Annotated in this window: 28 protein-coding genes, 1 tRNA gene and 1 other annotated feature; of the genes, 5 read left to right on the top strand and 24 right to left on the bottom strand. The window is 34.1% G+C overall.

Annotation, left to right across the window (positions count from 1 at the left end; translation table 11 throughout):
* The first annotated feature begins 25 nt into the window (after positions 1–25).
* Positions 26–244 carry a hypothetical protein gene (locus ACKTSC_RS04585; protein WP_332580523.1) on the top strand — a complete coding sequence of 73 codons (219 nt, stop codon included), beginning with the start codon at positions 26–28 and terminating at the stop codon, positions 242–244.
* 42 nt (positions 245–286) lie between these two features.
* Here ACKTSC_RS04585 and ACKTSC_RS04580 read toward each other — a convergent pair whose 3' ends face one another.
* Positions 287–1,468, bottom strand: coding sequence for a glycoside hydrolase family 73 protein (locus tag ACKTSC_RS04580; RefSeq protein ID WP_407856968.1), 1,182 nt, complete (start codon positions 1,466–1,468; stop codon positions 287–289).
* Between the two features lie 625 nt (positions 1,469–2,093).
* Here ACKTSC_RS04580 and ACKTSC_RS04575 point away from each other — a divergent pair.
* A complete protein-coding gene (locus ACKTSC_RS04575) occupies positions 2,094–2,426 on the top strand; it encodes a hypothetical protein (protein WP_407856967.1) in 333 nt (110 codons plus the stop codon).
* A 33-nt stretch (positions 2,427–2,459) separates the two neighbouring features.
* Here ACKTSC_RS04575 and ACKTSC_RS04570 read toward each other — a convergent pair whose 3' ends face one another.
* The 13 genes from ACKTSC_RS04570 to ACKTSC_RS04510 form a co-directional block, all read right to left on the bottom strand.
* The gene (locus ACKTSC_RS04570) at positions 2,460–3,137 is read right to left on the bottom strand and encodes a TVP38/TMEM64 family protein (RefSeq protein ID WP_332580526.1); all 678 of its coding nucleotides are present in this window, start codon (positions 3,135–3,137) and stop codon (positions 2,460–2,462) included.
* Between the two features lie 12 nt (positions 3,138–3,149).
* Positions 3,150–4,004, bottom strand: coding sequence for a nucleoside hydrolase (locus ACKTSC_RS04565; RefSeq protein WP_407856966.1), 855 nt, complete (start codon positions 4,002–4,004; stop codon positions 3,150–3,152).
* Positions 4,001–4,666, bottom strand: a complete 666-nt coding sequence (locus tag ACKTSC_RS04560) for a TIGR04282 family arsenosugar biosynthesis glycosyltransferase (RefSeq protein ID WP_407856965.1) — start codon at positions 4,664–4,666, stop codon at positions 4,001–4,003. Before ACKTSC_RS04560 ends, ACKTSC_RS04565 begins: the two co-directional genes overlap by 4 nt.
* Entirely contained in the window at positions 4,659–5,654 is a 996-nt protein-coding gene (locus ACKTSC_RS04555; protein ID WP_407856964.1) for an aminoglycoside phosphotransferase family protein, read from the bottom strand. Before ACKTSC_RS04555 ends, ACKTSC_RS04560 begins: the two co-directional genes overlap by 8 nt.
* A gap of 12 nt (positions 5,655–5,666) precedes the next feature.
* Positions 5,667–6,347 carry a TIGR04283 family arsenosugar biosynthesis glycosyltransferase gene (locus ACKTSC_RS04550; RefSeq protein ID WP_407856963.1) on the bottom strand — a complete coding sequence of 227 codons (681 nt, stop codon included), beginning with the start codon at positions 6,345–6,347 and terminating at the stop codon, positions 5,667–5,669.
* A complete protein-coding gene (locus tag ACKTSC_RS04545; RefSeq protein ID WP_407856962.1) occupies positions 6,344–7,336 on the bottom strand; it encodes an ABC transporter ATP-binding protein in 993 nt (330 codons plus the stop codon). The genes ACKTSC_RS04550 and ACKTSC_RS04545 overlap by 4 nt, the downstream gene beginning before the upstream one ends.
* Positions 7,317–8,114 carry an ABC transporter permease gene (locus ACKTSC_RS04540; RefSeq protein WP_407856961.1) on the bottom strand — a complete coding sequence of 266 codons (798 nt, stop codon included), beginning with the start codon at positions 8,112–8,114 and terminating at the stop codon, positions 7,317–7,319. Before ACKTSC_RS04540 ends, ACKTSC_RS04545 begins: the two co-directional genes overlap by 20 nt.
* On the bottom strand, positions 8,111–8,965 hold the full coding sequence (locus tag ACKTSC_RS04535) for an ABC transporter permease (protein ID WP_407856960.1): 855 nt from the start codon (positions 8,963–8,965) through the stop codon (positions 8,111–8,113). The genes ACKTSC_RS04540 and ACKTSC_RS04535 overlap by 4 nt, the downstream gene beginning before the upstream one ends.
* Complete coding sequence (locus ACKTSC_RS04530) at positions 8,958–10,205, bottom strand: ABC transporter substrate-binding protein (RefSeq protein ID WP_407856108.1); 1,248 nt, start codon at positions 10,203–10,205, stop codon at positions 8,958–8,960. The genes ACKTSC_RS04535 and ACKTSC_RS04530 overlap by 8 nt, the downstream gene beginning before the upstream one ends.
* Positions 10,206–10,214: 9 nt before the next feature.
* Positions 10,215–10,970, bottom strand: a complete 756-nt coding sequence (locus ACKTSC_RS04525; protein ID WP_332580535.1) for a (Fe-S)-binding protein — start codon at positions 10,968–10,970, stop codon at positions 10,215–10,217.
* A 7-nt stretch (positions 10,971–10,977) separates the two neighbouring features.
* Entirely contained in the window at positions 10,978–11,331 is a 354-nt protein-coding gene (locus ACKTSC_RS04520; protein ID WP_407856109.1) for a 4Fe-4S dicluster domain-containing protein, read from the bottom strand.
* A gap of 374 nt (positions 11,332–11,705) precedes the next feature.
* Positions 11,706–12,737: a sulfurtransferase gene (locus ACKTSC_RS04515; RefSeq protein ID WP_407856959.1), complete on the bottom strand. Its 1,032-nt coding sequence runs from the start codon at positions 12,735–12,737 to the stop codon at positions 11,706–11,708.
* A 537-nt stretch (positions 12,738–13,274) separates the two neighbouring features.
* Positions 13,275–13,772, bottom strand: coding sequence for a TIR domain-containing protein (locus tag ACKTSC_RS04510; RefSeq protein WP_407856110.1), 498 nt, complete (start codon positions 13,770–13,772; stop codon positions 13,275–13,277).
* Positions 13,773–13,901: 129 nt separating this feature from the next.
* On the opposite strand from ACKTSC_RS04510, the gene ACKTSC_RS04505 reads away from it, so the two are divergent.
* Positions 13,902–14,162, top strand: coding sequence for a hypothetical protein (locus ACKTSC_RS04505; protein WP_332580539.1), 261 nt, complete (start codon positions 13,902–13,904; stop codon positions 14,160–14,162).
* A 98-nt stretch (positions 14,163–14,260) separates the two neighbouring features.
* Here ACKTSC_RS04505 and msrA read toward each other — a convergent pair whose 3' ends face one another.
* The 3 genes from msrA to ACKTSC_RS04490 all read right to left on the bottom strand — a co-directional run bounded on the left by msrA (position 14,261) and on the right by ACKTSC_RS04490 (position 17,245).
* Complete coding sequence (gene msrA / locus ACKTSC_RS04500) at positions 14,261–14,770, bottom strand: peptide-methionine (S)-S-oxide reductase MsrA (protein ID WP_407856111.1); 510 nt, start codon at positions 14,768–14,770, stop codon at positions 14,261–14,263.
* 33 nt (positions 14,771–14,803) lie between these two features.
* Positions 14,804–15,622, bottom strand: a complete 819-nt coding sequence (locus ACKTSC_RS04495) for a MetQ/NlpA family ABC transporter substrate-binding protein (protein ID WP_407856958.1) — start codon at positions 15,620–15,622, stop codon at positions 14,804–14,806.
* 72 nt (positions 15,623–15,694) lie between these two features.
* Positions 15,695–15,927, bottom strand: a binding site (T-box leader).
* Positions 15,928–16,213: 286 nt separating this feature from the next.
* Positions 16,214–17,245 (bottom strand): FUSC family protein, encoded by a 1,032-nt coding sequence (locus ACKTSC_RS04490; protein ID WP_407856957.1) that lies wholly within the window; start codon positions 17,243–17,245, stop codon positions 16,214–16,216.
* A gap of 583 nt (positions 17,246–17,828) precedes the next feature.
* Here ACKTSC_RS04490 and ACKTSC_RS04485 point away from each other — a divergent pair.
* Complete coding sequence (locus tag ACKTSC_RS04485; RefSeq protein WP_407856956.1) at positions 17,829–18,083, top strand: hypothetical protein; 255 nt, start codon at positions 17,829–17,831, stop codon at positions 18,081–18,083.
* Positions 18,084–18,436: 353 nt separating this feature from the next.
* Here the strand turns inward: ACKTSC_RS04485 and ACKTSC_RS04480 are convergent, their stop codons facing one another.
* The 7 genes from ACKTSC_RS04480 to ACKTSC_RS04450 all read right to left on the bottom strand — a co-directional run bounded on the left by ACKTSC_RS04480 (position 18,437) and on the right by ACKTSC_RS04450 (position 23,041).
* Positions 18,437–19,123 carry a DNA-directed RNA polymerase subunit omega gene (locus tag ACKTSC_RS04480; RefSeq protein ID WP_407856955.1) on the bottom strand — a complete coding sequence of 229 codons (687 nt, stop codon included), beginning with the start codon at positions 19,121–19,123 and terminating at the stop codon, positions 18,437–18,439.
* A gap of 237 nt (positions 19,124–19,360) precedes the next feature.
* A complete protein-coding gene (locus ACKTSC_RS04475) occupies positions 19,361–20,155 on the bottom strand; it encodes a DUF1828 domain-containing protein (protein WP_048718014.1) in 795 nt (264 codons plus the stop codon).
* Between the two features lie 29 nt (positions 20,156–20,184).
* Positions 20,185–20,670 carry a DUF6978 family protein gene (locus tag ACKTSC_RS04470; RefSeq protein WP_048718013.1) on the bottom strand — a complete coding sequence of 162 codons (486 nt, stop codon included), beginning with the start codon at positions 20,668–20,670 and terminating at the stop codon, positions 20,185–20,187.
* Positions 20,671–20,795: 125 nt separating this feature from the next.
* A tRNA-Met gene (locus ACKTSC_RS04465) sits at positions 20,796–20,867 on the bottom strand.
* Positions 20,868–21,089: 222 nt separating this feature from the next.
* Positions 21,090–21,449 carry a hypothetical protein gene (locus ACKTSC_RS04460; protein ID WP_407856954.1) on the bottom strand — a complete coding sequence of 120 codons (360 nt, stop codon included), beginning with the start codon at positions 21,447–21,449 and terminating at the stop codon, positions 21,090–21,092.
* Positions 21,450–22,082 carry a hypothetical protein gene (locus ACKTSC_RS04455; protein WP_407856953.1) on the bottom strand — a complete coding sequence of 211 codons (633 nt, stop codon included), beginning with the start codon at positions 22,080–22,082 and terminating at the stop codon, positions 21,450–21,452.
* Positions 22,083–22,150: 68 nt separating this feature from the next.
* On the bottom strand, positions 22,151–23,041 hold the full coding sequence (locus ACKTSC_RS04450; RefSeq protein ID WP_407856952.1) for a GH25 family lysozyme: 891 nt from the start codon (positions 23,039–23,041) through the stop codon (positions 22,151–22,153).
* 321 nt (positions 23,042–23,362) lie between these two features.
* On the opposite strand from ACKTSC_RS04450, the gene ACKTSC_RS04445 reads away from it, so the two are divergent.
* A complete protein-coding gene (locus ACKTSC_RS04445) occupies positions 23,363–24,550 on the top strand; it encodes an IS110 family RNA-guided transposase (RefSeq protein ID WP_010748508.1) in 1,188 nt (395 codons plus the stop codon).
* The last annotated feature ends 14 nt before the right edge of the window (positions 24,551–24,564 follow it).

Raw genomic sequence — 24,564 nt, 5'->3', positions numbered from 1 at the left:
AATAATCCTATAAGGAGTTGCTTTAATGAAAAAGATTGTTGGTTATTTCTTTCAAAAACCGTTGAATTTGGCAGATAAAAAAGCCTTTGAGGTTCATCTACCTTCCGATACTTTGTATAGCGAAACAAAAAATGTTCTAAAATCAGATCATACTATTTTGACTGCTATCGGCAAAAAATATGAACATCCATTAGAAACGTTGCATAATTTTTTTGTCATTTCAGAAATCACGGATGCAGAATAAAAAAAAACCTTCCTCAATGAAAAATCATTGAGGAAGGTTTTTTTATTGACCGTACCATCCGATACCTTCATTTTTCCAACCTGCTTTTATTAAGTTGTTGCGTTCTGACTGTAATAATGTGTAATGATGTGCACCAGCCTTAGCATTAGGATTATACAAGCGATACAAAGGTTGATTCCCCCCAGAATACCAACTCACACCCTCATATTTCCAACCTGCTTTTACTAAGCTTTCTTTTTCATATGTGTAAGGTGTGTAATGGTGATCTCCAGCGTTTGGATTATATAATCGATAGACTGGTGTTCCACTAGATGGTGCTTGCCAGCCAATTCCTTCATATTTCCAACCTGCTTTTTTTACTGAATCTCGTTCTGTGGTGCTTGCTGTATAAAAATGTTCTCCGCTATTTGGATTATACAAGCGATACATAGCGTTCTTTTTGACTGTCGTAGAATTGTTTGAAGCTGCATCATATTGAGTTAAATTATACGTCTCAATAATACTATTTAAGGTAGTGGCATATGTTGGCGCTGTAGCATATTTTCCAGTTAGATAAGCTGTAGCATCTTTATAAGAATTAGTATTACTTTTCCAAGCACCTGCATAATAATAAACACCCGATTGAAAAGAAGTGTTTTTTAAAACAGTCACATTATCAGCTAAGGATTCCTTATAAGAAGGATATTTTCTGAATTGAGCGTTGATATAATACCATCCTTTTTCAGAACTCCATTCTTGTGTTTGTAATGTTACCGATTGTCCATTGTAAGTACCTTTTATTCCAAATAAGTTATAATTCGGTGCCTGTGATAATGAGCTACTTCCCCAACCACTTTCAACAATAGCTTGAGCGATCATTACTGAGGCATACAAATCATTAGCACTAGCTAATGTTTTAGCTGATGGTGCTACTTGGTTAATAAATGCTTGTTGTGTCGTAACGGCAGCGCGAGCCGATCTTAACATGGGTAATTCAATACTGAATTCTTCAAATCTAATAGGATGGTAAAATTGTAAATTACCGCATTCATCATACTCTATTTTATCTACATCGCTATTTGCCTCAGTAGCTGTTTCTTCTTCATTATCATCTACTATTACTTGCTGAGTAGTAACTGAAGAAGTTGGATTAGAAGTATCTTCTGACTCCCCATGAGCAATAATTGTGAACGTACTAAAACTACTCAAAATTATCATCCCATAAAATAAATTTTTATATTTCATGTTGTCTCCCTCTTAAGATTATTAGTCTATAAAATATTTAATTAGTTCATTTGTTTAAATTAACAAATTTTTAACTTAAAGTAAATATTTTTATCTTAATTATTGCCTAAAATAAACCGTTAACATCAACTATACTTTGTTTATCCCTAAAAAAATCGTCAAATTTCTAGTTCAAATTATCTTAATAATCAAATCATTTTTAAACGTTATTTATTACTCCTATAAAATTTGCTATACTATCAACAAAGGAGGGTTTTTTATGGATGTCGGATTTCTAGTATCATTTGTTATTTATACTATTTTTATATTCATGACAATCATTTACTTTTGGTTATTCAGAAATGATCGTGGATTACTTCGTCTATACCTTTCTTTGATACCAACCTTTATTTGCATTTATTTATTAATCAATCATTCCCATACGCAATCTGTTGCAGGCGCACTGGGGTTAGGTTTTTTACTCTTATTCTCTCTTTTGGCATGCTTACTATATTGGACTATGTACTCTTTGAAAAAAAATAAATAAGTTTTACCTTGTTACTTTCACAAATATTTCGAAAATATCTGAGAATTTCTATGCTATAATATTTTGTGTTAACTAAACCTAGTTTGAAGGAGCGTTCCTATGCCCATAGTATTAACTATACTAATCGATTTATTGATGGCGATATTATTAGCATTTCGTATTATAAAAAATGATCAAGTCGTTTCAATTATTAGTGTCATTTTACAAGCTACGTTGTTTATCGATTTACTAGCCATTGTTTTTCTTAGAAATCCAAAATGGAAAGTAACCGAAATCGATACAGTTCCTGTTGAAATGACTCGTAGAAAATCACGTAAAGTCAAAGTAACTAAACCAGTTCGTGGTGGTTTTTTCATTCAAGCATCTTGTATTATTTCCCTACTGATTTTAGCTTATTATGTTTACTCCGTCATTTATCTTTTTATTAAATAATAAATAGCCAACCTATATAAAAGTCTAGGTTGGCTATTTCGTTTTATTATACTCAGTATCTAGACGATGGATCTTTCGACTAATTTTTCGGGGCAAATAAGCTAATAATGATAGCAAAATCCCTGCGATTGCTAACTCAATGAATACGGAAAAAGAAATCCCTTTACTTGCGATTTCTGATGCCATAAACGTATATATAAAACTAGCAGGCATCATCGTCAGAAAAGAAATCAGACTAAATTTTTTGAGGCTCATCGGAGTTAAAGCATATGCGTAACTTTGAATTGCAAATGGAAATATCGGAACTAAGCGTGTAAAAATCAAAAAAGAAATACCATTTTCTCGCACACCCTGTTCTATTTTTTGAAATGTTGCATCATTTTTGAACCGTTGAACAATGTAATCTCGCGCAAGATATTTTCCAATAATAAATGAAATCGTACAGCCTAGTGAAGCACCTACGATCGTCAGACATCCCCCGACAAAACCACCATAAACCAAACCTCCAACAATAGCTAAGAATTGTCCAGGTAATAGGAAGACCGCTACAACAATCGATAATAAGATGAAAAAGAGATAACCAATCCATCCTAGTCTTTCTAAAATATTGCGCAAATTGTCAATGTTCGTCAATAATTCAATAAATCCAAAATGATTAGCCAAAATGAAAATACCCAGTATAAATAAGATAAAACCGAGAATTTTTTTCATTGATCTTCTCTCCTATCTACTCAATCCTTTAGTCATACGATCAATCACTAACTGATTGAATTCAATGATATTTGTTAACTGATCCGGCATTTTAATTAAATAAGCTGAAGTGTCTACAATTCTCATTTTCCCAACCATTAGTTCGGGTTGTTTAGCTGCTAGATAATAATTTTCAGCACTAAATAATTCAGGCTGTTCTAAGTACACTGCCGTCGTCATATCCCAATTGCAAAATCCTTTAAAATTAAACTGTTTTTCATTCCACTGTATCCAACTTTCCAAGGTCGCCTTGAACCAGTTAAAACTTTGTACTGAAAGGTATCCACTTATCTTAGTAAGAAAAATTTCTAAATCATTCTTTGAAAAAAATGCTTGGGCGGTCATATGGCCATTCATAATCGTGAGCTTAGCTTGGCTTAAAAGCACTTTTTCTGTAGCGAGAGCATCGCTTGAAAAATTCAACTCTTCAACAAGTGTTTGATTGACTACTAGTGGTTTCACCACCCCACCCATCAAAACGATTTCTTTTACTTTACTAAAAAAAGCAGGATCTATCGTTTGCGCTTGCGCCAAATTTGTCAGTGCGCCTGTCGCTAAAAGAGTGATTTCACCAGGATATTGGTTCACTTGATCGACTAAAAATTGTGCTTGATTTCTAGCGTAATAATCAAATGTAAGATTAAGCTTTTGACGGAAGTCTTGCGTTATTTTTTCAACATCAGTTAAGTCACTATTGCCAAAAGTTAGCGTAACGCCTAATATTTCAATCGTCGGAGCACCTAGTAAATAAAGTAATGTTAAACCATCATCGATATCATGGTTTAGTAGCCCAAAAGTATTATCACAATCAAAAATAACTTTCTTCATAGGATTCGTCCTCGATTTTCTTCCAACCATCGATTAAAAAAATGATTGTCTTTTCCGCTGTGTTCTGTCACTTCTAATAAATCTTCAGGATAGTCGATGTCTTTTAATGTTGGTAGTAAATAAATCTTACTTTTAGATAAGATCGCTATCGTTGTCTGCAAAACAGCTTGCTTTCCCCAGTCAATTTTCGATTGAAAAATTGGTGATAAATCGATCAAAGAGGTCGAACCGATCAAATAATACCCACCATCAGCTGAAGGACCGATCACGACTTCTTCCAGATTGGCGAACGCCTGCTGGAGTATTTTTTGATTTAGATTTGGGATATCACTTCCAGTCAAAATGACTTGTTCATAGCCTTTAGCAAAAATTGTTTTGATTGCATTATCCATTCGGTCGCCAATTGTTTCTCCAATCTGCGGGAATGACTCAAAGTTTTCAGGCAGGCTTTTTAAAAATATAGTCAGATCAGCTTCATCTGAGTACGCTAAAAAAAGATCAATCCCATTGTTTTTTAATGTTTCAAATTTAATGAAACTATCTTTTAAAAGTTCTAGTTGTACTTGAGCGGCTTCTTCTCCAGTAAGTTTTGGCTGCAACCGCGTTTTTACTTTATTTGGAGTTGGAATACGTGTGAACAGTATATACGCTTTTTTATTCAATGATCTGCTCCTTTAAGGCTTCGCGCAAAAAATCCTCTTGCAAATATTTTTTTACTTTCTCGAAAATTTCTTGATTTTGTAATTTCTTCGTATTTCTTTGATAGCTATCATAAGCCATTGCTGACCAAGATAAGGCGCGTAACATCAAATATGGATGATAAATATGGAGTGCCTCTTTAAATATTTCACCGTCAAAATTGGTTACTTTCAAATACTCTTGAATAAACTGTTCTTTTTCCATTTGTTTCAAAACAAGATTGCTGCGCCATAAAGTAGTTGTCGACGCTAAAAATTGTGAAATGTCTTGGACTGCATGACTGATGACCGGTTTTTCCCAGTCAATCAAAAAACCTTGTTGACCGATAATAAAATTATGTGAGTTTACTTCCGTATTCACTACACACCAATGATCCAAATCGATGAAGAATTGTTGCTGGTTTACATTTTTTTTGCACCAATCCAAGCCATCAGCTAATTGATTCTTGGCCGATTTAGAAACATAGTTGCTCTTGAAAACTGGCTCAAGTAACTGTTCGCATTCAGCCACCCGAGCAGCAAGGATTGATTGCTTTTCTTTAACAAATAAACGATCTGCAGCCTCATCTAGTGGTTGTTGATGAATCTCACCAAATATTTTTGCCGCTTTTGATAAGTCCTTGCGATAATCTAAAGGCTCACCCGCTAGATATTCCATAATCAATATGCCTTGATCAAAAAATTTTTTTTGATCGTCCACGTGATAAACTCGAGGTGTACGTTTTGTCCGTTCTAGCCATTTCAATGCTTGATATTCATACTGGATTTGGTTCTTCAAATGAAGTTGACTACCATAATTCAAGCGGAAAACAAATTTCTTTGTTCGATCTGAAATCAAGAAATTTTGGTTGTATTCACCCTGAGCTAAAAACTCGATTGTAACTGGATCAGAAAGTTGGAGTTTCTCAATCAAATGATATTCTTTTAAATACGTATGGATTTTGATTAACATTGTGATCTCCTTCTATTTGTAATAACGCTCAACTAATTTTTTAGGCGATACTCCAAATAAATACAACAATTTTATTTGATGCATTCTTAAATGCGTACGCAATTTCCCTTTTTGAAAGCGACGACTGGATGTTTGAATAGTATATGGAAGCAGCTGGAATTTCCCAATTTTTCTTAAACGACGGCTTAAACACCAATCTTCCATTAAAGGAAGCGACTCAAAACCACCTGCTTCCTCATAATTTTCACGAGTCGTTACTAATCCTTGATCGCCAAAGATTAATCCTAAAAAGCGTGCTCGTAAAGTCGAGGTCACTGCTAAATAGCGATAAAAAAATTCAGTTGAATCAAATTTTATTCTAAAAAAAGCTGCACTATAATCTGGATCGAGAACGTTTTTTTCAATGGTCGTTAATATGTCGTTCGTTGTTTCAAGCACAGTATCGCTATGTAAAAACCATAAGATGTCACCAGAACTTTTCATTGCTCCGTAAGCAAGCTGGGCACCTCGATTGGCATCCAACAATTGATAGACTTGGCCGTAGTTTTTTGCTAGCGATACGGTCTGATCATTACTGCCGCCATCAACAATAATCAATTCAAACGGAACGGAAGTGGTCATATTTTCAAATTGATCTAGTAATTTTTCAATTGTTTTTTCTTCATTTAGTGTGGGGATAATAATTGAGATCATGGATTTACCACTAAAAGCGGTTCTTCAAATCGAAGCAAAACTTCCTCCATATTTGGTTTCAAAGAAAGATTTGTTAGTAGACATCTTGTCCCCGCAATTTCAGCTTGGACTCGTTGACCATTCGGTGTCCAATCGACTGATTTTATTTTGCATGGAATCCCTGATTCAACACATTTTATTTTTGTATTTGAAGGAATATATAACATCGATTGATTATTGATTGCTTCTGGATTTGAAATTTGAATTTCTTCGCCATTTAAATAGAAGGAATTATTTCTAATCGTCCCTTTGACAAAATTATATTCTCCGATTGCTTTTGCTATTTTTTGATTTTTAGGAGAACGATAAATTTCTTCAGGGGATGCATCCTGTTTGAGCTGCCCATCTAAAAGCATGATCATTCGATCAGCTAGTTGGAATGCTTCTTCAAGATCATGCGTCACCATAATAATTCCAAAATGGTACTTCTTCTTTAATGCAATCAAATATTGGCGCATTGAATCTTTTAAATGACTATCCAAATTAGCAAATGGTTCATCTAACAGAAGTAATTTAGGTTCTAAAACAATTGCTCGCGCAAGGGCTACTCGTTGTTTTTGGCCACCCGATAATTGATCTGGATATTGATTTTCTAACCCAATTAGATCAAAGACAGTTATCATTTGAGCAATTTTTTGGTTAATCACTGATTTTGTAAATTTTCGTGCTTTCAATCCGAAAGCAATATTTTCGCTAACCGTCATATGTGGGAACAGCCAGAAATCTTGAAAAACTAAAACTGTATCTGCCTGACTGTCGTTACCATTAAATTGGATTGATCCTTTTTTTACAGGTTGGATTCCAGCAATCATTTTTAGTAAACTGGTCTTCCCTACTCCTGAAGGACCAAACAAAGCGATTACTTCTTCATCAAAGAGATCAAAAGATATATTTTCTAGAATTGCTTTTTTTCCATAATGAAGTGCTAAATTACGAACACTTACTCCCATGACTGATTCCTCCAATCATCATTTTTAGCATAAAGACACCGATTAGTGTACATCCTAAAAAAATCAAGCTATATGCCGAAGCAATTCCTAAACGGCCATTATTGGCGTAAGGTAAAAGTAATAATGATAAAGTAATAATGCGACCGCCTCCGATAAAGAAAGTCGGCAAATATTGACTGCACGACACAATGAATACTAATGAAGCCGAAGTAATAATTCCCGGCCGTAATAGCGGTAAGGTCACTAAATAAAAAGTACGTAGACTTCCCGCCCCTAAAGTGCACGCCGTTGCACTGTATTCCTCCCCCATTTTCCGATAACTCTCTAACAGAATTTGCATTGCATAAGGCAAGCAAAAATAAATATGGATTAATACAACACCACTAAAACTACCAGTTAAATGAAATTTCAAGAATAAAATTTGACTTGCAGTTGTAATGGCGATCACAGGTAAAATCAATGGTAAATAAATCAGAATCTCCACAAAACGTTGCGACCACTTTTTTTGGAAAGCAAAGTACCGGGCAGCTGGTAATGCAATCAGTAAACTACCTATAGTTGCCCCCATTCCAATCAAAACGGTATTTAAAATAGCTGATAAAAAGTTAGGTTCTTGCAGCATTTGACGAAATATTTTCAACGTATATTGTTCTGGAAACACAGCAGGATACATCCATTTACCATTAAAGGACCAAAAAAACAATAAACTTAATGGGAGAGTAATCAGCAATGCTATGACACCTAAGAAAATAAAGGAAATTCTTTTTTTTATTTTCACTTAGTACTTCTCCCTCCTGGTAATAGACTACTAATAACAAATAATAAAACACTGACAAAAAGGCAAATACCTGACATCACAAGGTTTAAAGCAAATGCTTGAGGTCTTGACGCTAGATCTGCTTGCGTAAATAAATCATATGCTGCCATCGAAACAGTTTCGTAGCTGGGATTTCCCAATAAAAACGGTACTTCGAATGAAGCAAAAGTAAAACAAAACAGAATAACAAACATCGAGCAAATCGTTTTTTGGATCATTGGTAAGATAATCGTCGTTAAAATTCTAACCTGTGATGCACCTAAATTTTTAGCTACATCGATATATCCAAATTGGAGCTGTTTTAAAATAGCTAAAATCGTAATTGCTACATAAGGAATTTCTTTATATAAAAAGACAAAAATGATTCCATAACCCTTTACATCATGAATCAGTAATGGGAATTGTCCAATATCATTTATCCAACCTATTTGATAAAAAAAGCGAGAAATAATACCTGTTTGACTGAATAATTGTACTGCTAATAAAGCTACAATGATATGAGGCAATGAGATTGGCAGACTGATTACTTTTTGCAAAAGGTTAGAATTGGTTTTCAGCAATAAAAAAGCCATCCAAATTCCGCAGACCAACGCCAAAAAAGTCGCGGTTAGTGCTATATAGCAACTATAACCTAACGACTTTTGAAAGTAGGCGGTCGTTAAGACCTGTTTAAAATAATTAACTGTTATATCACGCAGCCCTATCAACGGATAGTAACCGAGACTTACTTGCAGTCCTTTGAACAGCGCAACAAAAATAATAACGCCGTTCAATAACAAATAAGGAGCTGCTAACAATAGCTTTCTATTCATTTAATACATGTTCTTTCCATAGCGCTTCAATGATTGGGATCTTTTCTGCTTGCACTTCAGGAATTTGTTTTTCTTGCATTTCTTCTAATGAAAGTACTCCTTGATTTTTGTACAAATCAGTCAATTTTTGATTGGTCGTCTCAGAAAGTTTTTCAGAATCGAACGGTGGAATACTGTATCCATATTTAGCTTCAGCTTTTTTTAGTTGAGCCGATTCACTAGTCATCTCATTTACTAATAACAATGCTCCTGCTTTTACTTTAGACGTATTAGCAATTGCTAAGTAACTTTGATTAGCGATCGTTCCTTTATCAAATAAAAATGATTCTGTTGTGTCTTTGAATTCATTATCACTACGTTTTTCGGCTACATGCATTTGAGCGTAGCTGTAACTCATATCGATTTGGCCTGCGGCAAACATTTGATCTAATTCTGCAGTTGTCGTTGGGTAGGTTTTTCCAGCTTGCCATAAATAAGGTTTGATCTCATTTAAATAATCCAATCCTGGTTTGATTACTTTGTATAGTTCTTCCTTGTCTGCTGAAGCATTTTCTACCTTATCATATCCAACAATATCACAAATAATATTACGAACAAATGCACTTCCCGTAAATTCTGGCGGTGCTGTATAAGTAATCTTACCTGGATTCGCTTTGGCATAAGTTAATAAAGCCTGGCTATCGGTTGGAAATCCATCTTTGAATCGTTCTTTATCCCCAGCAAAAACCAGTTGAGCACTTCCATAAGGCACCTCATAGCCATCGATTTTCACTCCAAAATCATAGTTAGAATTATGCCCATTCACATCCATTAATTTTTCGAAGCTTTCTACCTTATCTGTAATTGGTCCATACAATAAATCGGCTTGTTTAGCAGTATAAAAATTTTCTCCATTGATCCAGATCACATCAATGTCTCCAGTTTTAGAACCCGCTTCTTTTTCAGTCATTAATTTATTTAATATTTGATCAATATCCATTGGAACACGTTTGACTTTGATATCATATTTTTCTTTCATTGCAGGAGCGACTACTTCATCTACCCACGAATTAGCTTTTTCATCTCCGCCGTAACCATAAAAAGTGACCGTTTGCCCTTTGCCTTCTTGTTCGGCTTGAGAAAATGTACTAATCGAAGCTTCTGTTTTTGCTTCTTTTGATTTTGTGGTTTTGCATGCTGCTAACGAAAATAATAACCCAACTGCTAAAATACTAACTATTGCCTTTTTTACCTTTTTCAATTTTTACACCTAACTCCTAGTTACAATTTTTTTTGATTGATAACGATTCTTCCATGCTTTAAGAGGATTTGCTAGTGGATGTGCTTCACTTTTATCCTGCTCATAAATGACCGGACCAAAAATCAAATCTAATAAATGCCATGCTTGGCCTCCTCCAAGAACCATTGCTGAAGTACAGCTCGCACAGTAAGTTACGATATGCTTGGTACCAAAATCTTCTACCCGTTTTTCTGCAAATTCTTTGGCTAAAGATGGATTCGTTACGCCACACATCCCACCCATTCCGCAACACAAAGTATTTTTACCACTTAAGCGACTCTTAGCGACTTGATACCCCAATTGTTCTAAAATGGACCGAACAGCTTGATGGATTTCGGTCACTTCTTTTGTCGGACAAGAATCCTGAACAGAAAATACGACATCGCTCTCTGCCGCCTTACCTATTACTTCTTTAGGTAAGCCGCATTCGACCATTTTTACCCATAAAGAAACCGTCGGAAATTGATTTTGAATCGTCATTGTTTTGATACAACCCTGGCAAGCCACAATCAATTCGTCAATGTCAGCTTGTCGAATTTGTCCAGTCAATTGGCTAAAGCGTTCTTGAAATAATATTTCTTGGCCGATCATCCTAGTTGGCTTCCCACAGCATCCTTGGATAACTGCCAAGTTTGGGTAGAATTTCTTTAGATACTCAATACTATTTTTGACTTGTTCTGGACTGCTTGAGCTAAGCGCACAACCAGCCATGAATCCGTATTTCATCTCAGCTTCACTTCCTCTCATTCACTGCAGTAAATAATTTACTAGTTGAAAGTTTTTGATGCAATTCCACGCTTTTTAATTGCTTCAATGGAAGACCTTCTTTTATCATATCCCGTCGAATCGAAAGAAATGCATCATCTAATTTCAATTGCAATGGACATACTACAGCACAACGGCCACATAACATGCATGAATAAGGAATAATCGGTTCTAATCCTTCTGTTAAAAAACGTTGAAACAATTCTTGAGGATCCTCACAATAACGTTGTAAAAAAAGACAATCCTTCATACAACGTTTACAGCCTGTACACGTTTCAGCAATCATTTCAGCCAATTCAAGTGTCTCATGTGAATAATCCATTTTTTAACTCCTTTTTGTTACTACTATGATTCCTTGTATCAGAATAATTAGGCAAAGCAAACCACAAACTAAATAATAAATAGGCATTGTTTGTAATTCAAATAAGAATATCCATCCTAGAAAAACGATGCTAAAAAATAATAGCAGAATTTTTTCTAAGTCTATTTTTTTTATTATTAGTAAAAGTGCTGGCACAAGAAACACAAGCGGTAGCAAATAAACTTTGCTACCGATCATGCTATTGTCAAATTTTTGTGAGTAATAAGAAACATTTCGCATAAAGCCTAAATGATTCGCATAGAGATCACTAACTAGATACATGCCGTAAAGCAACCCAATTTGCAATAAATGAAGAATAATACGCAACAATTTCATTAGTTTAAAATTTCTACTTTGTCTTTATCTCTAGGATCACCGATTTGAACAGGATATTTAGCTGGATCTTTTTGATGTGCTTTATCCCAATCGTACCAGCCACCATCAAACAAGCGAATATCTTTCCAACCTTCTTGTTTAGTAATGAAAAAGGCCGTTGCTGCTCTCCAGCCAGTTCCACAATAAAAAGCAACTTCTTTATCTGGTGTGATACCCCATTTTTCCCAAGCTGCAAAAATCTTAGTTGGATCTTTGACTGTACCATCAGTATTCATCAATTGAGCTACATCAGCACTTGTTTTACTGGATTTAGCATAGACAGCCCCTTCAGGTTCACCTGCATTTTCAATATAGTCATAACCACTAGTTTTGCCTGTAAATTCTTTCCACGAACGAATACTTGCAAGTACTAAGTCAGGATTTTTTTCTTTTGCTGCTAATAAATCAGCTGAAGTTGAAATCAAACTTTCTGGTCTTCCTGGTACAGTTGCTCCAAAATCTTTGGCTGCGGTTCCCTTTTCAGCGCCTTTTTCAACTTTATAGTCTGCTTTTTCCCAAGCATCAAATCCGCCATCTAAAATTTTTACTTGATCAACACCTAACCAATAAGCTACGAAAGCCACCCTTGAAGCCGCATTGATATCGCTTGAATAGATGACTACTGGTGTTGTTTTGGTAACCCCACGTTTTAAGAAAACTTCTTTACATGTTTCTGCATCTAGAATATTCCAGTTATTTTCTTCCGTTTCGATTTCCATCGTGTCGATATGCAAAGCTCCTGGAATATGCGCTTTCTTATAGTCTTTCCCTTCACCATAAGAAGCTTCGATCACAACAGTTTTATCATCATCTTTCATTTGTTTCTTCAACCATTTTGCATCAACAAAGAAATCATCTGATTTAATATCTTTGCTGTCGACCAGTCGTTGAACTTTACTAGTTTTTTTTGCTGCTTTGACCTCATTTGTTTTTGTCCCCACAATTAAAATGGTCAATAATAAACAACTTACTACCGCTACAATTTTCTTCATTTTTTCACTCCTATTTAAGTTTATAATTTCACTTGAAACGGTTTCTAAAATGACAGAACTGACTTTTGGATACGTCAAAAAAACATACCTATTTAAATAGTACGTTCCTCAAAGAGCAGTCGATTTATTGGAAAAACGTATATTTTTACGCTTCAAATAAAAGACTCGGAGGAATATTGACTTGTCTCACTTGCTTAGAAACTCTAAGTAAAAATGGGTTTCATAGTCATTTTCTATCATTCTTATACACGTGAGCACCTCCATAACCTTATTTTAAACCGAGTTCTTTTCTTTACGAGTATAACGAAACCTATTTAGATTATCAAGCCTATTTTGAGTTTAAAAAAACAAATTATTTATTTGTGAATAAAATTCAATCATGATGATTTTTATAGAATTTAAAGCAATCTAGCAACTATAAAGAAACTAAAAATTTAATCAAATTTATTCAAAAAGAGCAGGTGCTTATTTATCCACTAAGCATCTGTTCTTAAAAAAATATTCCTGTCTAGTTTGTTGCTTTACTATAGATTGTAATCAAGCATATTTTTTAATACGTGTTTGTTCTACTTGTTCGACCCATTGTTCAAGCTTTTCAAAACCATTATGTTTGCTATAGTCGTATTCTGCATCGATGATTTCGTCAAACCACAGAAGTTCACCTGATTTATTTCTTCCAATGATTTTAACGGTTGATTGACTAAAAGATGTTCGCTTATTCAAGTTTTTAATTTGACCTATTTTAATTGCGATAAGAGCATTCCCTCTTGCATAACTCTGCTGGATACCATATTGGACAAACTCTGAATCTAAAGTTTCACTGCCAATCAAAACAACTGTCACACGTGTATCAACTAATTGTTTATCGATCCAACTTTTTACATTTTCTCTTCCATCTCGTTTTATTCGTTCAAACTCTGCATTATTAATAAATCCAGCTTCTTCGTTTTCTTTTAGTGTCCAATTATTTTTAACTACTAAAGCCCGTGCTAAGTCTGTTTCGTAATCAAAACTGAAGAAAACTCTTCTAACCATGCTTTTTCCTCCTATAAATCATTATGATATATCCGTCTGATTCTTCTCTTATTATATGAGATTCCATTTAGTGAATGGCTTCAAAATCTTTAAAGTCCCAGATTTTTCTACTGAGTAAACTAATATCTTATGACAGTTAAAATCACAAAATATGAAACTTCTCGACTTATCCAATTTCATAAAACAGAAAATAAATTCGATAAAAGATTTAGCTCAATGACCGCACTTTTAAATCGAAGTAAACTATATATAATAGAAGAAATAATTTATTTGATTGTTGTCTTAGGTAAGGAAAAATTCTGTACATATTCTCAAAATGGAAAAGATTTATTAGAAAACTTGATTAGTAGTGTTCAGTTTATGCAACGCTCTTCAGCTGCAGAAAAATAAAAAACGCTAGTCCAGTAATGGACCAGCGCTTTGTTTAGTACTAATGTTTTTTTCTCAATTGCATAGCACAAAATTTCTTCTCTTTGTTATTCTTCCTTCTATTCCCAAAACTCTTTGATAAATTTCTTTCTACGTTCAGCATTTATTGTATAATTTTCAGGATTTCTTTGATAATATTCTTGATGCTCTTCTTCCGCAGGATAAAAAGTCGTCGCTGGTTCAATCTGAGTAACAATCTTTTCCGTAAAACGTCCGCTATTTTGCAATTTATCTCGGCTCACATTGGCAATTTCTTTTTGGTTTTCATCAAAGAAATAGATTACTGGTCGATAACTGCTGCCACGATCTTCGAACTGACCAAATGCATCTGTCGGATCTGTTTGCTGCCAATAAATCTCTACTAATTCATTATACGAAATCACTGATGGATCATAAATGATTTCAACTGCTTCTGTATGCCCGGTTTGACCACTTTTCACTTCTAAATAAGTTGGATTTTCACTGGTTCCTCCTGTATAGCCTGAGATAACTGATTCAATTCCCGGTAAACTATCAAAGGGTTTGACCATACACCAAAAACATCCGCCTGCAAATATTGCTCTTTCCATTAACAATCACTCTTTCTTACATGAATTCTTTTTTTATTCCTCTACTGGTACGACTGAGCCGCCCCATTTTTTCTCAATCCACTTTTGTACAGCTGGTTCATGCAACACTTCGACAATTTTTTTGATATCTTTATTATTTTTATCGCTTGTTTTTGTTGCCACGATATTAACATATGGAGAATCGTTCGACTCGATCATCAATGAGTCTTTGACTGGATTTAGACCTTTTTCATAAGCAAAATTAGAATTGATTGCTACCAAATCACCTTCATTATTTTCGTAAGCTGATGTTAATAATGTCGGATCAACACTGTGGTCAAACACCAGATTTTTAGGATTTTCAGTAACATCATCAAATGTCGCTTTATCGATTTGAACACCATCTTTAATTTTTATTAGTTTATTTTTTTCAAAAATATTCAAAATCCGTCCCCACTCCGAAGGAACATTTGAAACAATAACTTTCGCTCCATCAGGTATATCACTGACTTTTTTTATTTTGTGTGAATAGATCCCCATAGGTTCTAAATGAATTGCTCCAACATTTGCGAAATCATAATTATTCTCTTTTTTCTGTAAGTTAAAGTACGGAACAGTAGAAAAATAATTTGCATCGATATCGCCGTTTTCCAATGCTTTATTTGGCAATACGTAATCATCGAATTTGACGATTTCAAGATCAATACCTTTCTTTTTCAATTCCGGTTTGATATGTTCTAAAATTTCTGCGTGCGGTGTCGGTGAAGCACCAATTTTTATCTTATCATTTTTTGTTGCTGCCGAATTCGTTCCGCAAGCTGCAAATAATGTCAAACAACTTATTAATACCAATAAAAAACCAATTTTTTTCATCCTTAACACTCCTCGATTAGTTTGATAAATAAAAAAAATATCCATCCCTTTATTTATCAGATATCTGATAAATAAAGGGACGAATATTTTCGCGTTACCACCCTTATTCGTATTGCTCTTACAAACAATACCTCACCGGTACAAATATACCCGGCGATATAACGGTCGCATCCCGTTTGGCCTGCGTGAACAAAACCAAATACTCAGAGCTCATCTTCATTGATCTTCCTCGATCCCTCTTTTCACCTACCAAGGGTCTCTTTAATCGTCTCATAATCAATTACTCTTCTCTTCAATGTTTCATTATTAATTTAGGTAATCATAATACAAATCTTTTTTAATTGCAATATAAAAATTTATTAAATCATTCAATTATTTTACTTCTAAAATAAGAGACCTATATGTTAACTGATACCGTACAATGAATCAACTATCTAAAAATTTCAAAACACCTCCCATTTTTTAATTGTTTTAATTCAAAAATGGAATAAAATCATTGATGATTTTCAACGATCGATACAAATGGCGTTCAGTTATTAGAATTCACCACTAGATAAAAAACAAGCTGTCAATCAAAATTGACAGCTTGTTTTATTCTTCTTTAAAATGGATCATCGTTTGCTCCATTTGTTTAAGGGACCAGTCCATTACAAAAATCAATAGCATTGCTAACAAACTACCAATCAATGCTCCAGAAAAGCGTAATGGTATCAATTGTAAGGGCGTAAAACTACTGCCAATCGTCATTAAAAGTAAAACTTGTGGATTAGTAAAAAAGTTCGCAATCGTGTAATTGATTGGCATAAATAACTCCGTCAGAAAATTAAGTACAATCAAAACGACCGCTAAAATGGGTAATGGTAAATGTAGCGACATCAATAAAAAACCCAAAAGTAATCCGACGATCCCGCCAACCACGCGTCCAATCGTTCGATTTTTTATTTTTTCCATATGTTCACCGGCTAAAACAGCTGCTGCTGAAATCAAGATCCAGTACCCGTTACTATCCCTTAATAAATAAGCAATATACGTTGCGATAAATAAAATAATTGAAAAATGGAGGGCCTTCAATACCATTTCTGGTTGTTGGTACAGAGCCAAATAATATTTATCCTGGAATGATAATTTTTGAAATCTAGTTGTTTCAGTATGTAGTGGTAATCGTTCTACCAATGACACTAGTAGCCCAGAAAAAATTGAGCCCGCTAAACCATAAAGCAAATAGGAACTTTGATGCAGAATAATTCCTACCGTATTAGCATGAAAATTAAAACCTGTAGCATATAACATTAAAACAAAAAAATAATCTGGTTTAGGAAGACGATAGATTTTAGAAAATAGAAAAGCTGAATAAGATAAACAACCGATGATAAAAGGCGCACTCCATGGAACTAGAGCGGTCAATGCCCCTAAAATAAATGCTAGCAGCAAGGTCACTCCATGGATCAAAATCGCCTTTAAATTATAAACTATCGATATACGTTGGAAAGCCAAATAAGAAAAGGCCCCCATCGCTCCTACAGAACTTATCCGTGGATCTTTCAGTACTATTCCTAAAACTAACGGAACGCCTATTGCCAATCCAGAACCTAAAGGACGCAAAAATTTTCGTATATCTTTCATGTATTACCTTCTCTCAAAAATTAAAAATTAATAATAAAAATACTTGCTTAGCAAAAGATGCCCTCGCTAGATCCTTATTTAGTATACGCATCACTTAAGGAATTATCAAATTTATTTCAGTAAATACTGATTAAAAATTATTTTATTTCAATTTAATTTAATCAAGGAATACACTATAGGAGGGGCTAAAAATTCAATACATAAAAAAATGCCTATTAGTTACAATCAATGTAACTAGTAGGCATTTTTATAGAAATCATTATAAATTGATATTTTCAAAGAAACCCTTATTTCTTCTTAGGTTCATCTTCGTCCATTTTCAAGACAGCCATGAAGGCTTCTTATCTTATTTCCTGATTCACAAAGGTTTAAGAGTTCCTCAAGAGGTTTAATAATACCTAGACAAATATACTTCATCAGGTAACAAATATCAAATTCAAGCTCTAACGATATTGGTGATTACTCATGCAGTTTTTAGCTTTGGGCGGCGATATGACGAACAATCAAATTTAATAAATTGTTCCCCTTCACAACCAGAACATATGTTTGTATGATATAAATATCTTATTCTAGGAGTGATCGTATGGAATCATTAAACGGAATTGTCAGCAGCGTTAAAATTTTAAAAATGTCAGAGCGTCCCTTACTATTTTTTAAACTTGATGATGTTAGCTGCTTGATTGCTAGTCACTCTTTAAATTTTTTAGCTGATGTGGAAGATGGAATGAAGATTGCTGTTGGCGGTCATTATAATGATAAAAAGCAGTTTGTCGTTTCAAAATATGCTGTTATTGGGAAAACAAAAATTATGATGGAGTTTGAAATGATGAGAATATAAAAACCCACTCTCTAGTAAGGGTAAAGAGTGGGCAAAAGAAAGTGAGAGTGGACTACTCTCTACTTAATAGTTTATCACTTTTAGGTTTCAGTGCAATAAAAAACAGGCACCTTTCGCCAGGGTGCCTGCCCTCCCTAAAGGGAGTAGAAATGGATAGTTTCTGAATGTCAGTTTAGCATAAAACGGTTTCAGCAATAAGAATTATACTATTTTAACACAAAAAGAGCTCCCGATTACTCGAATGCTCCTTGCAGAAAATAAAGATTTTCTTGGATTGGTTTTATTATACAATGTAACGCTTACATGTGCAATAGAAAAGATCTTAGCGTAGGTAGGCTAAGATCTTTTTTAATTTATTTATGTTGGTCGACTAATTGTTGGGACTTGTTCGCTGCGTCTTTTACATCTTGGTTAGCTTTGTTTAATTTATCAATATACGCTTTTAAATCAGAATTTTCTTTAGTTGCATTTGCTAACTGCTGTTTAGTAGAATCGAGCTCTGCTTGTAAAGAATTCTTTTCACTGTTTAATGTGTTGATTTGGTTATTTAGTGAATTAATGGTATTTCGCAGATCATTCGCTTGATTTAATGCTTCTTGCAGTTTAGTATTCCATTCTTGATTTTTCTGATTGATCTCTTGATTTTTTTGATCAATTTCTTTCAATTTGTCCGCAATTTCTTGCTGTTTAGATTGTAACTCTCCATTTTTACTATTTAATTGAGATTCTAAACTAGTTTTTTCTCCAGCTAGTTGATTATTTTCATTTTTTAAATTCTCTAACTGTTGCCGATAACCGTCAATATCTTTTTGAAACTGATTTAATTGGTTCTGTGTACTAGTTGATTCATTGGATAATTGTGCGATTTTCTGTTCCTTGACTGATAGTGAGTTACTCAACTTGTCTAAGTTACTATTGATGGTAGAAATATTATCTTCCCCACCCCATTTTAAAATGCTATCTGCATAATTTTTACCAGCTAAACCAATAAATGTTAGTACAACGATGAGTGTTCCGATTACATATTTTTTCTTTTTCATTATTCAATTTTCTCCTTACATATATAAAAGCGACATAGCAACTCTTATATAATAGAGTTTTATCTATTATTTTTCAATATCGTTGTTTATTTATAATTAAATTTTAATGTATACTTACATATTATAAAAAAGTTGTGTTTAAAAAATCAGTAACCGATACCATAAAAAATACTATGCAAGTGTGAGCACGTGACCAAAAAAGACCTTAGCGATTGCTAGGGTCTTAATGCTACTAATTCATCCAAAAGCTAATTTTTCTTTGACTTGTTTTTTGTTAGAAAAATCAATCACGTCAATATTATATTCTTTCAAAGACTCGATATTGTTATTAGTTGATGCTTTGGTTGTATCTAAATCATTTACAAGAAGATTTAGACTCTCTGATTCGCTATAATATTTCTTTCTATAATCAGCCGTGTCCACCAATGTAGCAATAGCACTTTCTATTGTATTTCTTTTTAACGAATTGTGAACTTTTACCAATTTAGTCCCTGTTGATGTGATAAAACCAAAGTCAATCCTATGATTCAACTGAGACTTTCCAGTTATTGAAAAACTTGGTATTTTCTTATAGTCCTCTTGATTGCTATTAAAGTAACGTGTTACTTCTTCCAAAAACAGATTATTAACGACTGAACTTTTTACGTATGTTAGATCGTTGACTTTAATTAAAATTTGAGTTAAGTCATGTATTGTCTGCCCTGGATTTTTTGTATCCAACCTCTTTAATATTTCATTATTTTCATCTAAGGTTCCATCTTCTAAATTCACAATGGTCTTTAGCATGTTATTTCTATATGTTTTATTTTTAGATACGTAGATACCATGACTCTCTAAATTCCAAGCAGTGTAACCATTATCGGTAACCACGAAATTACCATTTTTTTTCTGAATAACAAACGAAATGTTGTCACCAAAATTATCTAAATACGGAGTTTGAATATCGATAGTTCCATTTTCATTCAAATCTCTAAAATTATAATTAGTTTTCACCCATTCAATATAATTATTTGCGATTTTTTTGGCTTGCATCAGATATTCACCTTCTTAGATTAGTATAGTTAGAATAAAATTTCTTGGTTGGATAATTCTATATTTATTTTACCTTGTTTTTCAATATTTGCATACTCGCAAATGTTATCGAATAATTTAAAAAAATCGTCAGTGTCATTAATAACATCATATGGTAGTGAATAGCACTTGTAGTGAGTAGACGTATCTCCCAAAGCTTGTTTTGCATAATATTCGCTTTCGGAAAAAACATTAATTCTATTCCCGTAGACTCTTTCACCATTAGCATTTTTATGAAATCCATCACTTAAGTGAACTCTGAATAATGTGTGTTTTGTTTCATCATCCATGAAATGGATCGTTTTCTTACCTATTGAAAAATGATATCTTAATGTAAATTCATATTGATTTTCAAATGACTTTAATTGAATACTACCTTGAGATTTCTCTGATAGGTAGATATCATGTCTCTCTAAAGTAGTTTTAAATAATTTTATAAGATATTGAGCTTGTTGGTCTGTTAAAAGTAATTCCATACGAAACCTCCGAATATTATAGAGCAATAATACCACTCTATCATCAACAGAGAAAGAGCAAATCATAAAAATCGATTCGCTCTTTTTATCCGAAATTATCAAACTGATTAACTTATAATTTTATATGTACCCCGTAGGATTCGAACCTACATCTTCCGATATGAACCGGAGTATTCTACCAATTGAACTAAGGGTACTTTAAATGAGTATTATTATTTTTTAAACGTGTTACAATAAAGAAATAGAACGTCAGATCTTCCCCACAGTCCACTTCCCCAAGTAACTGTATCTGACGTTCCCTTTTTTTATGGGCGAGTGACTTCCCAATAGAGTAGATGTTACCTAGAAACCGATTTCTTTGCAAGCATTATATACTTATAAAAAAAACTCCCAACTAATTAAGTCTGAGAGGTTTCGTTTCACGTAAATAAAGATATCGCTACACTTAACAGACCGATAATTATTGTACCTATAATATATCGACGTGTTTCGATAACATCCCTTCTATCTTCTTTACTTTGTTCATTTAATGCAATTTGCAATTTATCAGGAATAGTTTCTGATATGGAGTCCATTTTGTTCTGAACAGATTCGAACTTAGATAAAAGTGTTACTTGATTTAATTCTATTTGGTGAGTTAAATCTACAATTGCTTTATTAAATTCTTCTTTAGTCACATAGTTCGACATCTCGCCTCCACCTCCAGAGTTGCTCCCACTACTACGCTTATTATTTGATATAGGTATAACTTTTTCACCCGACCAATTATTACTAGACAACTAATCCACCTCTTCTCTGACTACGGGAACAAGAATTTCGTGCATTTCTGAGTACCCGTTTTCAAAGGTAATAGTTGTTTTAAATACGTATGTTCCAAATCCTTCTAGTTTTGCATTAACATCAAAGGTTACTTGCATATTTTTAGCATTTTGATAATCTCTATTAGGCTGTTCCATTCGATTAACTTCTATATCATCAAGGTAGTCTAAAGTATTATTTAATTTTGAAAAAGCGGATGATACCGTAACTGTTTCAGTAATATTCACTAAATTGATTGCAGCTATAAATGATACTTCGTCATGCTCATTCTTTGCAATTAGTTCAATAGAGGGGCCAATTAAAATTGTTTCTCCTGAAATCTCTGAAACTGCTTTGTCTTTATAAAGCGCAATAGATTGGATGTATCTCTCACTGGATAAATCAGACACTCTTTCGAGAGTATCAATAATAGGATCATTATAATTGTAAGTTTCTATGTTGTCTTGTTTAAAAAGGGCTTTAATGCTATCTAGGCTTTCTGGTGGGATAATCGTGCGCCTATTTCCAAACAGCCCCCAAATTTTTTCGTTACCATCTTTATATATAATTTTGTAAATTGGCAAATTCGACACACCTTTGCTTTTTCTTTTCATTGTACCACACCCCCCTTAGTATCATTTAAAAAAATAAGCCCCCTACGATAATGTAGAGGGCTGTTTGTTTACTTCGATTCTTTTGCGATCTTTTTGATATATGCAATTTGACTGCTGTTCGTGTGTTCATGTGTATCATATCCAGCTTTTTGCATCATGATCTTGATTTGATATAAATCGGCTGGGTTTTTTACATACGTATATTGATTTCCTACTAACCAGTAAACATTTTTCTTATCTTTAAACAATAACATTACATTACCCTCTTTCGTTTTTTTAGGTTGTTCTGGTTTTTGCGTACTACTGTTCGTAGTCGAAGAGCCAGTTATTGTGCCTTCTTTTGAAGCATATGCTTTCCATGTGTTCTTATCTCCGTAAAAAACATTAGCGTCTAGTCTTCCGCTCCAACCGCTCAAGAATGTATTTGAAGAATACTGATACATTGCTGTTGATGTCCAATAAGGACTGACAGGTCCGCTAGGTTGTTTGAATCCATTGATTGCAGCATCTGTACCATAATTCGCAATCCACAAACCATAATTAGCGTTTGCAATTGAGCTAAAATTGTAGCTATTCAGAACGCCGGTGTAAGTGTAAAACAAAGGTCTAATACCAGTTTTAGCATAAACATAATCTAACCACGCTTTTGCCCAAGCCACGTCTCCTTTATTTGACGATTCCCAATCCAAAATCAAGATAGCTTCGCCAATGTAACCTTTCACATTATCCAAGAAAAACTGTGCTTCTTGCGCTGCTGTACCTTCCATTCCAGACTCATGAGCGTAGTGATAAACACCTAATAATTTTCCAGACTTTTTAGCACTTTGGTATTGTGTATCGCAATGTGGATTTACATAGCTTTTGCCACCCGTTGCTTTGATAATCGCAAAATCACAGGCAATTTTAGAAAAATCAATGCCTGCTTGCCAACTTGCAACGTCTACTCCGTTTAGAACCATTTGCTTCCCCTCCTTGTATATTAGAGTTAGGGTTTTAACCTTCCGGTTTTAATTGGATAACCCTATGAACCATCGTTATTTTAATTTGGTATTAACTCATTCATTTTGAGATAATATATTTATTGGATTGAGAGGCTATGCCGTTGCCTCCTTGAGTTTTGAAGCTCGTAATCGAAAGACTGGCACCTCTCTCTGATAAGTGGATTACGTATGAGTTAGATGTTGAAAGTTTTTGCTTTACTCCGTATCTCGTACAAGGTAGTGACGCTTTTCAGTTGAGCGGGTTTCAATCCAAAATATTTTTTTAGAAAGGTCAAATGTATGTACTTCTTAGGAATTGATATCGGCAAGCGAACTCACGTGGCTTCTTTAATGAGTGAAGAAGGTAAAGTGATCCTAAAAGGTTTTTCTTTCCCTAACACTACTGAAGGAGCTGATTCCCTGATTGAGCGGCTTTCAAAATATTCAGAGACTCCCGCTGACTTTATTGTCGGAATGGAAGCTACGGGTCATTATTGGCTCTCCATCTTTTCATACCTCCACGAATCAGACTTTTTGATTCACGTTGTGAATCCTCTTCAAACCGATGGCTGGCGCAAAGGAACAGAAATCAGAAAACGAAAAAATGATATTATTGATTCTGTTTTGATTGCTGACTTGATGCGTTACGGTTCCTTTGTAGAAACAGTATTGTCTGATGAAAATGTTTTTTCGTTAAAACAACTTTCACGTTACCGAACCTATTTAGTAGGTACCGCAAGCGACTTCAAACGAAAAATCATAGCTGTACTAGATCAAGTGTTTCCTGAATATGCATCAATTTTTTCTAAACAAGGTATTTTCGGAAAAGCGTCTAAAGAGTTATTGCTTGAGTTTAGTTCTCCTATAGAGCTAGAAGAAATTTCGGCAGAAACGTTGGCTCAATACTTAGCTGAGTTAAGCAGGAACCGAATAAAGCCAGAGAAAGCAGATCAATTGAAGCAAGCAGCTTCTAACTCCTTTGGAGTGAAATTTGCTCAAGAAGCTTTTACATTTCAATTACGCTCCATGATTGAACAATTGAAATTCATCGAAAGCCAAGTAAAAGAAACTGAAAAAGAAATTAAGCGCATAATGAGTAATTTAGACTCTGTTATTCTCACAATCCCTGGAATCGGCCCTATAAATGGCGCGACAATTCTTGGTGAAATTGGAGACATTCGCAAATTTTCTAATCCGAAAAAACTGGTTGCTTATGCTGGCATAGACGCGTCTGTGTCCCAATCTGGGCAATACGAAGCAACACATAATGTTATGAGCAAGCGTGGATCTCCATACTTACGAAAAGCCTTGTTTTCAGCTGCTCTAGTTGCTTCTCAATGTGATCCTGTTTTTCGCGCGTTTTATCAGAAAAAAATTTCTGAGGGAAAGCATCATCTGACGGCCTTAGGTGCTGTTTCTCGTAAGCTTTGTTATGTGATTCATGCTATTTTAACTAAAAATGAACCTTATAAGATTGTTTCCGATTAGCTATTGAACAATCA

Origin of the sequence: Enterococcus hailinensis (assembly GCF_045862035.1) — a bacterium.
Taxonomy (GTDB): Bacteria; Bacillota; Bacilli; order Lactobacillales; family Enterococcaceae; genus Enterococcus_A; species Enterococcus_A hailinensis.
The sequence above is the reverse complement of the archived record's forward strand: the minus strand, read 5'-3'. Positions and strand labels throughout refer to the sequence as shown.

What these genes read in the sequence shown, in the direction of transcription:
- ACKTSC_RS04585 (WP_332580523.1), top strand. Translation starts at nt 26, where the DNA reads ATGAAAAAGATTGTTGGTTATTTCTTTCAAAAACCGTTGAATTTGGCA.
- ACKTSC_RS04580 (WP_407856968.1), bottom strand. Translation starts at nt 1,468, where the DNA reads ATGAAATATAAAAATTTATTTTATGGGATGATAATTTTGAGTAGTTTT.
- ACKTSC_RS04575 (WP_407856967.1), top strand. Translation starts at nt 2,094, where the DNA reads ATGCCCATAGTATTAACTATACTAATCGATTTATTGATGGCGATATTA.
- ACKTSC_RS04570 (WP_332580526.1), bottom strand. Translation starts at nt 3,137, where the DNA reads ATGAAAAAAATTCTCGGTTTTATCTTATTTATACTGGGTATTTTCATT.
- ACKTSC_RS04565 (WP_407856966.1), bottom strand. Translation starts at nt 4,004, where the DNA reads ATGAAGAAAGTTATTTTTGATTGTGATAATACTTTTGGGCTACTAAAC.
- ACKTSC_RS04555 (WP_407856964.1), bottom strand. Translation starts at nt 5,654, where the DNA reads ATGTTAATCAAAATCCATACGTATTTAAAAGAATATCATTTGATTGAG.
- ACKTSC_RS04550 (WP_407856963.1), bottom strand. Translation starts at nt 6,347, where the DNA reads ATGATCTCAATTATTATCCCCACACTAAATGAAGAAAAAACAATTGAA.
- ACKTSC_RS04545 (WP_407856962.1), bottom strand. Translation starts at nt 7,336, where the DNA reads ATGGGAGTAAGTGTTCGTAATTTAGCACTTCATTATGGAAAAAAAGCA.
- ACKTSC_RS04535 (WP_407856960.1), bottom strand. Translation starts at nt 8,965, where the DNA reads ATGAATAGAAAGCTATTGTTAGCAGCTCCTTATTTGTTATTGAACGGC.
- ACKTSC_RS04525 (WP_332580535.1), bottom strand. Translation starts at nt 10,970, where the DNA reads ATGAAATACGGATTCATGGCTGGTTGTGCGCTTAGCTCAAGCAGTCCA.
- ACKTSC_RS04520 (WP_407856109.1), bottom strand. Translation starts at nt 11,331, where the DNA reads ATGGATTATTCACATGAGACACTTGAATTGGCTGAAATGATTGCTGAA.
- ACKTSC_RS04515 (WP_407856959.1), bottom strand. Translation starts at nt 12,737, where the DNA reads ATGAAGAAAATTGTAGCGGTAGTAAGTTGTTTATTATTGACCATTTTA.
- ACKTSC_RS04510 (WP_407856110.1), bottom strand. Translation starts at nt 13,772, where the DNA reads ATGGTTAGAAGAGTTTTCTTCAGTTTTGATTACGAAACAGACTTAGCA.
- ACKTSC_RS04505 (WP_332580539.1), top strand. Translation starts at nt 13,902, where the DNA reads ATGACAGTTAAAATCACAAAATATGAAACTTCTCGACTTATCCAATTT.
- msrA (WP_407856111.1), bottom strand. Translation starts at nt 14,770, where the DNA reads ATGGAAAGAGCAATATTTGCAGGCGGATGTTTTTGGTGTATGGTCAAA.
- ACKTSC_RS04495 (WP_407856958.1), bottom strand. Translation starts at nt 15,622, where the DNA reads ATGAAAAAAATTGGTTTTTTATTGGTATTAATAAGTTGTTTGACATTA.
- ACKTSC_RS04490 (WP_407856957.1), bottom strand. Translation starts at nt 17,245, where the DNA reads ATGAAAGATATACGAAAATTTTTGCGTCCTTTAGGTTCTGGATTGGCA.
- ACKTSC_RS04485 (WP_407856956.1), top strand. Translation starts at nt 17,829, where the DNA reads ATGGAATCATTAAACGGAATTGTCAGCAGCGTTAAAATTTTAAAAATG.
- ACKTSC_RS04480 (WP_407856955.1), bottom strand. Translation starts at nt 19,123, where the DNA reads ATGAAAAAGAAAAAATATGTAATCGGAACACTCATCGTTGTACTAACA.
- ACKTSC_RS04475 (WP_048718014.1), bottom strand. Translation starts at nt 20,155, where the DNA reads ATGCAAGCCAAAAAAATCGCAAATAATTATATTGAATGGGTGAAAACT.
- ACKTSC_RS04470 (WP_048718013.1), bottom strand. Translation starts at nt 20,670, where the DNA reads ATGGAATTACTTTTAACAGACCAACAAGCTCAATATCTTATAAAATTA.
- ACKTSC_RS04455 (WP_407856953.1), bottom strand. Translation starts at nt 22,082, where the DNA reads ATGAAAAGAAAAAGCAAAGGTGTGTCGAATTTGCCAATTTACAAAATT.
- ACKTSC_RS04450 (WP_407856952.1), bottom strand. Translation starts at nt 23,041, where the DNA reads ATGGTTCTAAACGGAGTAGACGTTGCAAGTTGGCAAGCAGGCATTGAT.
- ACKTSC_RS04445 (WP_010748508.1), top strand. Translation starts at nt 23,363, where the DNA reads ATGTACTTCTTAGGAATTGATATCGGCAAGCGAACTCACGTGGCTTCT.